Annotated in this window: 12 protein-coding genes; 11 read left to right on the forward strand and 1 reads right to left on the reverse strand. The window is 48.6% G+C overall.

The features are described 5' to 3' along the window. Window positions 1-21: 21 nt before the first annotated feature. Window positions 22-1,257, reverse strand: a complete 1,236-nt coding sequence (hmpA, locus tag JNUCC31_RS26875; RefSeq protein WP_192266232.1) for an NO-inducible flavohemoprotein — start codon at window positions 1,255-1,257, stop codon at window positions 22-24. A gap of 449 nt (window positions 1,258-1,706) precedes the next feature. Here hmpA and JNUCC31_RS26880 point away from each other — a divergent pair, with 449 nt between their 5' ends. The 11 genes from JNUCC31_RS26880 (at window position 1,707) to smc (ending at window position 13,645) form a co-directional block, all read left to right on the forward strand. Continuing rightward, window positions 1,707-2,213, forward strand: a complete 507-nt coding sequence (locus JNUCC31_RS26880; protein ID WP_192266234.1) for a YceD family protein — start codon at window positions 1,707-1,709, stop codon at window positions 2,211-2,213. Window positions 2,214-2,278: 65 nt separating this feature from the next. Next, a complete protein-coding gene (rpmF, locus tag JNUCC31_RS26885) occupies window positions 2,279-2,452 on the forward strand; it encodes a 50S ribosomal protein L32 (protein ID WP_017689233.1) in 174 nt (57 codons plus the stop codon). A gap of 448 nt (window positions 2,453-2,900) precedes the next feature. After that, window positions 2,901-3,449 (forward strand): transcription factor FapR, encoded by a 549-nt coding sequence (gene fapR, locus JNUCC31_RS26890; protein WP_267132530.1) that lies wholly within the window; start codon window positions 2,901-2,903, stop codon window positions 3,447-3,449. Then, window positions 3,446-4,441 (forward strand): phosphate acyltransferase PlsX, encoded by a 996-nt coding sequence (gene plsX / locus JNUCC31_RS26895; protein ID WP_192266235.1) that lies wholly within the window; start codon window positions 3,446-3,448, stop codon window positions 4,439-4,441. The genes fapR and plsX overlap by 4 nt, the downstream gene beginning before the upstream one ends. 8 nt (window positions 4,442-4,449) lie before the next feature. Continuing rightward, window positions 4,450-5,439 carry a beta-ketoacyl-ACP synthase III gene (locus tag JNUCC31_RS26900; RefSeq protein WP_192266236.1) on the forward strand — a complete coding sequence of 330 codons (990 nt, stop codon included), beginning with the start codon at window positions 4,450-4,452 and terminating at the stop codon, window positions 5,437-5,439. Window positions 5,440-5,466: 27 nt separating this feature from the next. Next, window positions 5,467-6,408: an ACP S-malonyltransferase gene (gene fabD / locus JNUCC31_RS26905; RefSeq protein WP_192266237.1), complete on the forward strand. Its 942-nt coding sequence runs from the start codon at window positions 5,467-5,469 to the stop codon at window positions 6,406-6,408. 210 nt (window positions 6,409-6,618) lie between these two features. Beyond that, entirely contained in the window at window positions 6,619-7,368 is a 750-nt protein-coding gene (gene fabG, locus JNUCC31_RS26910; RefSeq protein WP_192266238.1) for a 3-oxoacyl-[acyl-carrier-protein] reductase, read from the forward strand. A 152-nt stretch (window positions 7,369-7,520) separates the two neighbouring features. Next, on the forward strand, window positions 7,521-7,754 hold the full coding sequence (gene acpP, locus JNUCC31_RS26915; protein WP_024630176.1) for an acyl carrier protein: 234 nt from the start codon (window positions 7,521-7,523) through the stop codon (window positions 7,752-7,754). A 180-nt stretch (window positions 7,755-7,934) separates the two neighbouring features. After that, complete coding sequence (fabF, locus tag JNUCC31_RS26920; protein WP_024630177.1) at window positions 7,935-9,173, forward strand: beta-ketoacyl-ACP synthase II; 1,239 nt, start codon at window positions 7,935-7,937, stop codon at window positions 9,171-9,173. Window positions 9,174-9,186: 13 nt separating this feature from the next. Continuing rightward, window positions 9,187-9,885: a ribonuclease III gene (gene rnc / locus JNUCC31_RS26925; protein ID WP_192266239.1), complete on the forward strand. Its 699-nt coding sequence runs from the start codon at window positions 9,187-9,189 to the stop codon at window positions 9,883-9,885. Between the two features lie 190 nt (window positions 9,886-10,075). Beyond that, on the forward strand, window positions 10,076-13,645 hold the full coding sequence (smc, locus tag JNUCC31_RS26930) for a chromosome segregation protein SMC (protein WP_192266240.1): 3,570 nt from the start codon (window positions 10,076-10,078) through the stop codon (window positions 13,643-13,645). Window positions 13,646-13,681: the final 36 nt, after the last annotated feature.

The following is a 13,681-nucleotide window of genomic DNA, read 5'->3' on the forward strand; positions in this document are numbered from 1 at the left end:
GCCTTATTATACACTGGGTGCTTACACATTCTCCGGCGAAGGGGCCAGACTTGTTTTCGGTCCAAAGAACTCATAATGCATGTCGTCGGGTGCTACGCCAATGGCTAGGAGTGCTGTATAAACTGCTCGCATGAATGAAACCGGTCCGCACAGATAATAGGTGGCATCCTGTTCCCCGACCATCTGGCGAAGCCAGTCTGCATCCATATAACCGTCCTTGTGAAAATACGCATTCTCACGGTCATAGGCAGTAGGCTGTGTATAACAATAGTAAGCCTGAATCCCTTCGTGGCTCTCTGCCAGCATGTTCACATGTTCACGGAATGCATGGGTTCTTCCATTTGAAGTTGCATGTAAAAATGTGATACTCCGTTTATCTTCAAGGTTAACAAGGGTGTTCAACATGCTGATCATGGGGGTAAGTCCGACACCTCCACTAAGGAGCACGACAGGGCGCTGGTCTTCCAAATTCAGGACAAAGTCGCCAGCAGGGGCGGATAGCTCCACAACGCTACCCTCAGTAATGTGTTCGTGGAGATACGTGGAGATGACCCCGTCAGGACGCTCCATCACAGCACATTCACGTTTAACGGAAATACGGTAATAAGGTTTACCTGGGGCATCCGAAAGGCTATACTGACGAATCTGGGTAAAAGCATGCCCCTCTGGGTGCAGTCTGATACTGATGTAATGTCCTGGTTCATAGCTGGCAATGGGTAAACCATCCTCCGGAACGAAATAAAAGGAAGTGATGCATTCGCTCTCCTTCACTTTCTTCGCAACCTTGAAGGAACGGAATCCTTTCCAGCCTCCACGCTGGTGCTCTGACTCCGTATACATTTCCTGTTCGATGCCGATAAAGGCATCCGCGATCACATTGTAGGCTTCACTCCAAGCCGTTATTATTTCATCGGTGGCTGCATCTCCAAGTACATCTTTGATGGCTTGAAGCAGATAAGTGCCAACAATTGCATATTGCTCAGGAACAATGCCGAGGCTCCGATGTTTATGTGCAACTTGTCTAACGGCAGGCAGGATAGAGCCCAGATTATCGATATGCTGGGCGGCAGTGTATACCATGTTGGCTAAGGCGGCTTGTTGCCGTCCCTGTTTCTGGTTTGCGTGATTAAAAATATTCAGGAGCTCCGTATGATGTTCGAACATCGTTTCATAAAAATGGCGTGTGATGGCTTCGCCGTGGACTTCAAGTACGGGTACCGTTGATTTGATTACTTTAATCGTGTTTTGACTTAACATGGATATTCCCTCCTGATCGTAAATGGTGTAGTTGGATAAATCGTGGTAGAAGCTTATCGTGCGTCGTTTTATAGCAAGTATAGATAGGGCATATGGGAGTACGTGTGATATAGATCACACAAATCATTAACGAATTGTGACCGGGCTTGCGAAAAAATGCATGACTTGTAGTTTATCCGCTCATAAGCCTATAATGGACCAGAGATCGTGTTCGGCTCCGGATCATCATTTTTAAAAAAGGGTGTAAAGTTAAAAGTGTTGACAAACGTCTTGAAAAATCGGTATAATGATTTTTGTTTGTTAAGTCAATTTCATAATACTTTTTGCGATGAAACGTCAGAATACATACAGTCAGGAATATGATGAGTCACAGTCAAGCTTGATCTGTATAACTGTCGTAATGCGTTTGACTTGAATTATGAAATTGGTTTCGTTTGGAGTGATGGAAAATGTTAATGCCATTTCGCAAAGTGGCTACCAGTGACCGCCCCCTACAGTTCAAGGAACAGTGGGATATCAAGGAACTGGTTTCTAACCGACAGGATATCACAGCCGTTACCCCGCTGTCTGCGGATTTATCTGCAGAGTACAGAGAGGGCGACGTTGTGGATGTTCATGGCAAACTGACAGCCGGAGTGGACATGTTGTGCTCCCGGTGTCTCAAGCCAATTAATGAACATTTTCATATTGATTTTCATGAGCAATTCAAGCAGGGGAAACAGCCAGAGGAATTGCCCGAAGACGATGATACTTTCTATGTGGATGGAGAGAGCGTTGATCTGAAGGTTTATGCCGAGGAAGCTTTTCTGCTGAATCTTCCGTTTATACCGCTATGCAGCGATACATGCAAAGGGTTATGCCCCAAGTGTGGCCATGAGCTGAACGAAGGTGACTGCGGTTGTGATAACCAAGTTATCGATCCGCGGCTTGCAGGGCTCAAGGATTTTTTTAAATGAGCATGAGTGAAAATCGAACGTAACAACTACCTGCAAAGGTTGATTTTGATAAGGAGGTGGGAATAATGGCAGTACCTCAACGGAGAACGTCCAAGACGCGTCGCGACAAACGTCGCACTCACTTTAAATTGGCTGTACCGGGCATGGTGAAATGTGAACAATGTGGCGAACTGAAGCTTAGTCACCACGTGTGCAAAGTGTGCGGAACGTACAAAGCAAGAGAGATCATCTCTCAATAATAGCTAGACATCAAGTAGCACTTCATTTCGATGAGGTGCTACTTTTTTTGGATTATAGAGTTGAAAAGTGTTCGCAAGTTGCTCGTTGTCTCTTCTTTGAGAAATCCCGGCAGAAGATTTTTAATGTTCATCCGTCTTGCGATCGGATATGTTAAGTACGTTGAAGCTAGGCTTTACGAAACGGGATTGTTTTTGCTCGGCCAGCCTTTCTTTTTGACACGGGATGAGATATACTATAGTTTAGTACCAGGTTCTAAGATTTGACGTTACATATACATGAACCATAATCCGTGTGAGAACGACCCTGCATAGGAACAGGGATGCAGTTATAGAAGCAACGAAGAAGAATGTTGAACTGACCGGATGGGCGGTTCCGTAAACGATACAGCGGGGGGTGTCAGGCATCGAACGTGTACCGAAGAGGCAGAGGCAGCAGCAGTTAACCAAAATGATCGAAGACAACCCGTTTGTGACGGACCAGGAACTTACACGCCAGTTAAAGGTGAGTATTCAGACGATCCGTCTCGACAGGCTTGAACTTGGGATTCCCGAGCTGCGGGAGCGGATGAAACTGATGGCGGAGCGTTCCTACGATCAGGTGCGCTCCTTGCCCCTACATGAGATTATCGGTGATATTGTAGACTTACAGCTGGACAAGAGCGGGATTTCCTTGTTTGAGATTAAGGAAGAACACGTATTTTCGAGAACAGGCATCGCTCGGGGACATTATGTTTTTGCACAAGCCAACTCGCTAGCTGTAGCCGTTATCAATGACGAGATTGCTTTGACTGCTTCCGCAGACATTCGTTTTGTTCGTTCGGTTCATTTGGCAGAGAAATGTATTGCGAAGGCTTATGTGAGATCGATCTCCGGTCAAAAAGGCAAAGCAAAAGTGGAAGTTTTCACGTATGTGGGTGAAGAAATGGTGTTTCAAGGCAACTTTGTAATCTACCGTTCAGGTGGAGAAGACAGCGTAGAAGGAGGTCATTTGGGATGAAAATCGTCATTGATGCCATGGGAGGCGATAACGCACCTGTGGCAACAGTAGAAGGTGCGATCGCCGCGGCTACGGAATGGGCGGATACACAGATCGTCCTGGTCGGCGATGAAGCCAAGCTGGAACCTCTTCTGAGTCAGTCAGGTGCCAAACCTGCTAATCTGACTATTCGGCATGCTTCCGAAGTGATCGGTTCGGATGATGAACCGGTGAAGGCGGTCCGTCGCAAGAAGGATGCCTCCATGGTGGTTGCGGGTCGGATGCTGAAGGAAGGCGAAGCAGATGCCATGATCTCTGCGGGCAATACCGGAGCGCTGATGACAGCCGGGTTGCTTGTGGTAGGTCGTATGGAAGGCATTGAGCGCCCGGCACTTGCGCCCATGATTCCGACGATCGATGATGTGGGTGTACTGGCACTTGATCTCGGCGCGAATATGGATGCGAAACCGGAACACCTTGCACAGTATGGTCTGATGGGTAGCTTATATCGGCAAAAAGTGCAGGGAATTGCATCGCCGAGAGTCGGCCTGCTTAATGTGGGAACGGAGCCGGGTAAGGGGAATGAGTTGACCAAACATGCATATCCTTTGCTGGAGCAGCTTCCGATTCGTTTTGTAGGTAACGTAGAGGCCCGTGACGTACTTACAGGCGCGTGTGATGTGCTTGTATGTGATGGATTTGCCGGTAATATATTGCTGAAATCGCTCGAGGGCACAGCAGGGGCCATTTTTGCTCTGCTTAAGGAACAATTCTCATCATCGCTCAAAAGTAAACTGGCTGCCGCGGTGCTCATGCCTGAGCTGCGCGGTTTGAAACGGAAACTGGATTATACAGAGCATGGTGGTGCACCGCTCCTCGGTTTGAGCAGACTTGTGGTGAAGAGTCATGGATCAGCTGATGGCAATGCCATCAAAAACGCTGTGCGCCAGGCACGGATTGCAGTACAGAACCAGCTGGTGGAGAGCATATCTAAGGAAATTAGCGGGAAGTGAGTGACGACATGAATAATTTACGCCCGGTAGGGGTTATCGGTACAGGTAAATATGTACCTGAGAAAATTTTGACAAACAGCGATTTGGAGAAAATGGTCGATACGAATGATGAGTGGATTGTCAGTCGTACAGGAATCAAGGAGCGTCATATTGCTGCACCGGAACAGGCAACTTCGGATCTGGCATACGAGGCGGCGATCAAAGCACTTGAATCAGCTGGTATGACTGGCAGTGATCTCGATCTGATTATTGTAGCAACCATCACACCGGATTCTTCATTCCCTTCTACAGCTTGTATATTGCAAGATAAGCTTGGTGCCAAGGGCGCTGCGGCATTTGACTTGTCTGCTGCCTGCTCCGGATTTGTATACGGTCTGGCCACAGCAACGAGTTTCATCCAAAGCGGTATGTACAACAATGCGCTTGTTATTGGTGCGGATTGTTTGTCTCGCATTACGGACTATACGGATCGTAACACCTGTGTACTGTTTGGCGATGGCGCAGGGGCGGTCGTTGTTGGAGAGGTGCCGGAAGGACGTGGATTCAAGTCGTTCGATCTTGGAGCCGAGGGGGCAGGTGGCAGCCTGCTTCAAATGGAAGGCGGAGGTTCCCGTCTGCCTGCATCCGCAGAGACGGTTGAGAATAAAAAGCATTACATTTACATGAATGGCCGTGAAGTGTTTAAATTTGCGGTACGGGTGATGGGTACAGCGACAATTGAAGTGCTTCGCAAGGCAGGTCTGGAACGTACGGACGTGGATCTGTTTGTTCCTCACCAAGCCAATATCCGGATTATCCAATCTGCAATGCAGCGACTCGAACTTCCTGAAGAGAAAGTTGTAGTCAACGTGGATAAATACGCCAACACATCCGCGGCTTCCATTCCGCTTGCTCTGGTAGAAGCTGCTGAAGAAGGCCGTATGAAAGCCGGAGATACCGTGCTTATGGTTGGTTTCGGCGGCGGATTGACGTGGGGCGCATCGGTACTCGTGTGGTAAACTAGACAGCTGGGAGAGATGAATGGGATGGGGAAAATAGCATTTGTATTTCCCGGACAGGGATCACAGGCTGTGGGCATGGCCAAGGATGCGTATGAGTCTGTGCCTGCGGCAACAGAGATTTTTCGCACAGCCGATGAAACGCTGGGTTTCTCGCTGAGTAATCTTGTTTTTGAGGGACCAGAGACCGAGTTGAAACAGACATCGAATACACAACCGGCTCTGCTGACAGCAAGTATTGCATTGCTTGAGGCTTTTAAAGAAAAAGGAATTCAGCCTGATTATACGGCCGGACATAGTCTCGGTGAATACAGTGCACTGGTCGCGGCGGACGTTCTATCGTTTGCGGATGCGGTAAGCCTTGTACGGGCACGTGGTCAATATATGGAACAGGCTGTGCCTGGTGGACAGGGTGCGATGGCTGCTGTTCTGGGTGCGGATCGGGAAGCGCTGGGGGTGCTTTGCCGGGACGTATCTGAAAGTGGCCATGTCGTTGAACTTGCGAATATAAACTGCCCGGGACAAATCGTAATTTCCGGTGTGAAGGAAGGGGTAGCTGCTGTCGCTGAACGGGTCAAAGAAGCAGGCGGCAAGCGTGCCATTACACTTGAAGTGAGCGGTCCGTTCCATTCTTCCTTAATGAAGGACGCAGCCGAGAAGCTGGCCGAGAAACTGAAAACTGTTTCGTTCTCATCCGGTACGGTCCCTGTAGTCGCGAATGTGACTGCCAGACCAGTGGAGGATGGTAAGCTTCAAGATTTGTTGACGGCACAGGTCTATTCTCCGGTTTTATGGGAAGACAGTGTGACATGGCTTATTGAGCAAGGTGTGGATACATTTATTGAGATTGGATCTGGCAGTGTATTGACCGGTTTGATTAAAAAAACAGATAAAACCGTTAAACTATACAATGTAAACAGTCTTGAGACGCTCGAAGCAACGGCAAGTGAATTAGAAGGAGTTATATGAGTTAAACTAAACTTTTTACACGAGAACGGAGAGGACAGAAAAAAACTGAAGAAGCGGAGCGTTCGCCTTTATCACCGGATTTTCCCTTTAGAAAAGGGAATCAAAAAATCTGGGGATAACAGCGATCGGAAGTTTATTCTGTCATCGGAGTGGCAAGTGTAAACATTCTTTGGTTGAACTGATATAGATTTGGGGAAAGGAGGAATGATTATGTCTAAACCACTGCAAGGTAAGAACGCGCTCGTTACTGGCGCATCCCGTGGCATTGGGCGCAGTATTGCACTGGCTTTGGCCGAGGCTGGCGCCAATGTGGCTGTGAACTATGCAGGCAGTCAAGCGGCAGCTGAGGAAGTAGCAGAAGCGATTCGTGCCAAAGGTGTTGAAGCGATTACGATTCAAGCGAATGTAGGCCTGATGGACGAAGCTGAACAAATGGTCAAAGCCACGATTGAAGCGTGGGGCAATGTGGATATCCTTGTCAACAATGCAGGGATTACCCGTGATAACCTGATCATGCGTATGAAAGAAGAGGAATTCGATCAGGTGATTGAAACCAATCTCAAAGGGGTGTTTAACTGCCTTAAGGCGGTTACACGTCCGATGATGAAGCAACGGTCAGGAAGAATTATCAATATTTCCTCGGTTGTGGGCGTACTCGGAAATGCTGGACAAGCCAACTATGTTGCTGCCAAAGCAGGGGTCATTGGTTTGACGAAGGCGTCTGCACGTGAGCTAGCTTCCCGCGGCATCACAGTCAACTGCGTTGCACCGGGATTTATTGAGACCGATATGACCAAGGAGTTGTCTCAGGAGTTGGTAGATGGCATGCTGAGTGGTATTCCGTTGTCCCGTCTGGGCCAGCCGGATGAAATTGCCGGTGTTGTCTCGTTCCTGGCTTCAGAAGCTTCATCTTATATGACAGGGCAGACACTGCATGTTGATGGTGGCATGTACATGTAATTTCTTCCCGGACTTGAACAATAGTCGGGGAACAGGCGCTGGACGATCCGAAATGCCGGAAAAAGGCCGGGTTCCCCGGCCGGGAGCCGCATATGTCTTCTATGGCATTTTGCCTGCGATTCTCGTATAATACCAAGGAGGAGGTGAACCGGATGTCCGATGTATTGGAGCGTGTAAAACGCATCGTCGTCGACCGCTTGGGCGCAGACGAAGCTGAAGTTACACTTGAAGCATCTTTCAAAGAAGATTTGGGTGCTGATTCTTTGGATGTAGTGGAATTGGTCATGGAATTGGAAGATGAATTCGATTTGGAAATCTCTGATGAAGATGCAGAAAAAATCACGACCGTAGGTGAAGTTGTAAACTACATACAATCTCATACCTAAAGTCAATTCAGTCCCGCACCTGTTTTCGAACAGGCGGGACTTCTCATCATTCATTGGTTTTTCTCATTCCGCAAGCGGGTACCGGTCAACGGATCTTCGGATCATGCTTGGCTAGACGTCTGCTTGCGGATATTCCCACAAAATACTTGCGTAATGCAGTCGATATAGAGGTGAGTCGGTTTGAAACAAAGAGTTGTAATTACCGGAATGGGCGTAATGACATCGCTCGGAAAAGATTTGGAAACGTTCTGGGGCAGTTTAATGGCAGGCAAGTCCGGAATCTCTCAGATTGAGGCGTTTGATGTAAGTGAATACACCACTCAAATTGCAGCCGAGATCAAGGATTTCAACCCCGAAGAGTATATGGATCGCAAAGATGCACGTAAAATGGACCGTTTTGTTCAATTTGCTGTAGCAGCTGGCTTCAAAGCCGTTGAAGACAGTGGTCTGAAAATTGACGAGAACATTGATGCAGAGCGTTTCGGTGTGTCGATCGGATCGGGTATCGGTGGATTGGGTACTTGGGAAGACCAACATAATGCCTTGTTGCAAAAGGGTCCTAAACGCGTAAGCCCATTTTTCATTCCGATGATGATCTCCAACATGGCTTCTGGCCAAATGTCGATTTCTCTTGGGGCGAAAGGACCTAATATCAACGTGGTAACCGCATGTGCTACAGGAACACACTCCATTGGAGACTCCTTCAAGCTGATTGCAAACGGAGATGCGGACGCGATGATCTGTGGTGGTGCAGAAGCGACCATCAGACCAACTGGTCTGGCTGGGTTCTGTGCAATGCGTGCCATGTCTACACGTAATGATGATCCGGCTAAGTCGAGCCGTCCTTTTGATACAGAACGTGACGGGTTTGTTATGGGCGAAGGCGCGGGAGTTCTGATCCTTGAATCCCTTGAACATGCTCAAAAACGTGGTGCCCGTATTTATGGTGAAGTCATTGGTTACGGTCTCACTGGCGATGCACATCACATGACAGAGCCTGATCCGGACGGAGCAGCTCGTTGCATGAAGATGGCTCTGCGTAATGCTGGTATCGAACCAGAAGAAGTGGATTATATCAATGCACACGGAACATCAACACCTGTAGGTGACAGATCCGAAACGCTTGCGATCAAAAAAGCGTTTGGCGATCATGCGTACAAGCTTGCGGTGAGTTCAACCAAATCCATGACAGGTCATATGCTTGGTGCTGCGGGTGGCGTGGAAGCCGTAATCTGCGGATTGTCGCTGACCCATCAGACGCTTGCTCCAACAATCAACCTGGAAAATCAGGACCCGGAATGTGATTTGGATTATGTTCCAAACGTTCCGCGTCAAACTAAAGTTAATATTGCCATGTCCAATTCATTTGGGTTCGGCGGTCACAATGCCACCATTATTCTCAAAAAATTTGAAGCATAAGGGGCTAGTTCGTTTGAGTGAAGATCTGAAGCAGTTACAACACAAACTTCAAATCAAATTTGACAACAGGCAGCTTTTAAAACAAGCGTTTACCCATGCTTCATATGTAAACGAACACCGATTCAGTCAGCATCAGGATAACGAACGCCTGGAGTTTTTGGGCGATGCGGTGCTGGAACTGACTGTATCGGAATACTTGTATCATTTGTATCCTAATCGCCCGGAAGGTGAATTAACTAAGCTGCGGGCATCCATTGTCTGTGAGCCTTCCCTCGTCAAATTTGCTGAAGCATTGGGTTTTGGACAGTATGTACTTCTTGGTAAAGGTGAGGAACTGACGGGAGGACGAACAAGGCCAGCTCTTCTGGCGGACGTGTTTGAATCTTTCATCGGTGCATTATATCTGGATCAGGGATTGGCGCCTGTCCGGGCATTTCTGGATCAGCATGTATTTCCGTTGATCGTTCTGGGCAGCAAGTTGCAAATGAGCGATTTCAAAACGGAATTGCAGGAACTCACTCAGCACCACAATATGGGAGCGCTGGAATACCGTATCGTTGAGGAACGGGGCCCTGCCCATGAACGGGAGTTTGTCTCCGAGGTCCATATGGGTCAAGAACGGCTTGGCAGAGGTACAGGACGTTCCAAAAAGGAAGCCGAACAACAGGCTGCATCCGCAGCACTGGATCGACTGAAACTTCCGGAAGCCTGAGCTTTACCGTAAGGCGCATAGACAAACGAAGAGCAAAGAGCAGCCCGCGGGTCCGCCTGGCGGAATTTATCGGCCGGACTGCTTTTTGCTCTTTTTTTTGTAAGGAGGTTCAGGAGCTGTTTTTCCTGATCGATAACTAGGCGCTGAATGCAACACTTGAAATTTGCAAGAGGAGGTGACGGGAGACCCTATGTTTTTGAAACGGATTGAACTGGGTGGATTCAAGTCATTCGCCGACAAAACGGAAATGGAATTTGTTCGTGGCATAACCGCGGTTGTAGGACCGAACGGAAGTGGGAAAAGTAACATTTCAGACGGCATACGCTGGGTTCTTGGGGAACAAAGCGCCAAATCATTGCGTGGCGGCAAGATGGAAGATATCATTTTTGCCGGTAGTGATGCACGCAAGGCTGTTAATTATGGTGAAGTTTCGCTGACGCTGGATAACGAAGATCATGCGCTTGCTTTGGATTTTGGAGAAGTAACGGTGACGCGTCGTGTACATCGCAGTGGAGACAGTGAGTATTTTATCAACAAGCAGTCGTGTCGTTTGAAGGATATTACGGAATTGTTCATGGATACCGGGATCGGCAAGGAAGCTTACTCGATTATTGGGCAGGGACGAATCGAAGAGATTCTGAGTACCCGTTCAGAGGATCGCAGGGGGATCTTTGAAGAGGCATCAGGTATTGTTAAATATAAATCTCGCAAACGGGATGCTACCCGTAAACTGGATGAGACAGAACAGAATTTATTGCGTATTCATGACCTGGTCACCGAGTTGGAAGACCAGATTGGTCCGTTAAAGGAACAATCGGAGAAAGCCATCCACTACAAGGAATTGCGTGGGCAGCTGAAGTCACAGGAAATCTCCATGTATGTGTATCAGATCGAACAGATTCATGCATCCTGGAGCAAAGCCAATCAACGGCTTGAATCTTTAAAACAGGAAGAAGTCGGCTTGGCCGCCATCGTGTCTACTCATGATGCGAAGCTGGAAAGTGACCGGAACGCACTGCGTACGCTGGAAATGGAAACAGAACAGCTGCAGTCGGCTTTATTGCAATTCAGTGAAGCAACAGAGAAGAGCGAAGGGCTTGGGGAACTGCTCAGGGAGCGTTCGCGCCATCTGCAGACAAACCAGGAACAGCTGAAAGTGACGCTTGCAGCAAGTGAAGAGAGACATCGGGAACGTGAAGCTGAGTTACTTGCATTACGCGAGAAGTTTGCCAACCTTGAGCTTGAACTAAGTGACGTAAGAAATCGTCTGTCCGAGGAAGAGGCCAAGCTCATCGGTGTGACTGGCGGGATTAGCCAACAGCAGGAGGAAAGCCTTAAAGGTAACTTGCTGGAACTGATGAATCAGATGGCTCAGACGCGAAATGAGATTCGTTATGCAGACCAGCAGAAAGAAACGCTGGAACGGCGAATGAATCGAGCTGCTGAGGAATCCGGCAAATGGGAAGGCCAGAAGGAAACACTGGAAGCCCGAAAAGCGGATATTGAGAAAAAGGTTGTTCGTCTGGGCAAGGAAATCAGTGATCTTCGCGGTGGCTATATTACGGAAAGTGAACGGCTTCAGTCGTTGCAGAAACTGCTGGAAGAAAGCAGGGGTACAGTCCGTAAATGGGAGCAGAAGCGTGAAGCCCAGGTATCTCGTCGCGATACAATGAAGGAAATGCAGGATGACTTTGACGGTTTCATGCTGGGTGTCAAAGAAGTTCTTAAAGCATCACGCAAAGGTACACTGAACGGGGTTCATGGAGCTGTTGCAGAGCTCGTTAAAGTGCCTGAGAAGATCGAGCTTGCGGTAGAGACAGCGATGGGCGCTTCCCTTCAGCATGTCGTCATGGAGAATGAATCAGTCTCCAGACAAGCGATCGCTTTTCTGAAACAACGCCAATTGGGCAGAGCTACGTTCCTCCCGCTGGATGTTATTCGTGCACGTACCATTGGTGCGGGTGAACGTTCGATGATCGAAGGCATGGATGGTTTTGTGGGCATTGGGGCGGATCTCGTACAATACGAATCCCGTTATGCTTCGATCATTGGAAGCCTGCTCGGAAATGTCATTATTGCGGAAAAGCTGGAGGATGCCAATAAAATCGCGGCTCGCTGCCAATATCGTTTCCGGGTGGTAACCCTGGAAGGCGATGTGGTTAACGCGGGTGGTTCAATGACTGGTGGTAGCCAGCATAAAAAAAATGTGAGTTTGCTCAGTCGAAAACGGCAGCTGGACCAGCTCGATCAAGATATTATGGACACTGAAAATCAGATTGTAAAACTGCATCGAAGTGTGGATGATGTAAAAACTCAACTGGAGCAGTGTCAGGATAAACTGGACGAACTGCGTCAGTCTGGAGACGACACCCGGAATGCAGAACAGCAGGCTTCAATGGAAATGAAGCAGGTTGAGCATGAGCTGCGTCACGTGCTGGAACAGGTTGCGGTAGCCGGGCAGGAAAAGAGCGGGTTTACCGAAGAAATCAAAGAGATGGATACAGCCCGCGAGGTCGCTGTGAAGAAGCTGGAGCAGCTTGAGGAAGAAGAGAAGGCGACTCATCGTGCCATTCATGCCGCAGAATTCGCGCGTAAAGCGAATGAATCTGCGAAGGAGGAATTGCAGACCCAGCTCACCGAACTGAAAGTGCGAGAGGGGAAACTGGATCAGGAGCGATTCTCCAACGAGGAGCAATTGCGGCGTCTGGAGCGTGAAGTGGATTCACTGGTGAAGGATTTACGTCAAAATCGCACGCTGCTGGCCTCCATGGAAGCCGATCTGAAGAAAACAGAGACTGAGAGTGTCAAACAGATTGAGGATCTCAACCAATACAAGCTGAAAAAAGCGGAATCTGCACAGGAGCTGGACTTCAAGCGCGCTGCCCGAAGCGAGCTGTCGAAGAAGCTTGAACTTGCCGAGAGTGAAACGAAGGAACAGCGCACACAGCTCAAAGCTGTGGAGGAGCAGATGCGCCAGACGGAAATTTCCGTGAACAGACTTGACGTTGAGTTAGAGAATATTTTGCGCAAGCTGATGGATGAGTATGAACTCGGCTATGAACTTGCCAAAGAGCGTTATCCTGTTCCGGAAGATGTGGAAAGCACACAGGCAGAGGTGCAGAAGCTGAAGCGAAGTATAACTGCTCTAGGTGATGTCAATCTGGGAGCGATTGAGGAATTCCAGCGGGTTAATGAGCGGTATGAATTCCTCAGTACGCAGAAGAACGATCTTGTTGAAGCGAAAACAACGTTGTATCAGGTCATTCGGGAAATGGAAGACGAGATGGCCAAGCGATTCAAGATGACATTTGATGCGATTCGTCGGGAGTTCGGCACGGTGTTTACCAAGCTGTTTGGCGGGGGACGCGCGGATCTGGTCTTAATGGACCCTGAGCGTCTGCTGGAAACGGGAATTGATATCGTCGCCCAGCCACCAGGCAAGAAACTGCAAAATTTGCAGCTCTTATCCGGTGGAGAACGAGCGTTGACTGCGATGGCATTGTTATTCGCCATTCTGCATGTGAAGCCTGTACCGTTCTGCGTACTGGATGAAGTCGAAGCGGCGCTGGATGAAGCCAATGTGGTGCGTTTTGCCCAGTATTTGCGTGAGTTCTCGGAACAAACCCAATTCATCGTCGTTACACACCGCAAAGGCACAATGGAAGAAGCCGATGTGTTATATGGCGTCACAATGGAAGAGGGCGGAGTATCCAAGCTCGTTTCGGTTAAACTGGAAGATGAGGAAGCTGTCATTGCCTAATCTTTGAGAGATTGTCACACATGAACTCATCTAATA

Source organism: Paenibacillus sp. JNUCC-31 (assembly GCF_014844075.1).
Taxonomy (GTDB): Bacteria; Bacillota; Bacilli; order Paenibacillales; family Paenibacillaceae; genus Paenibacillus.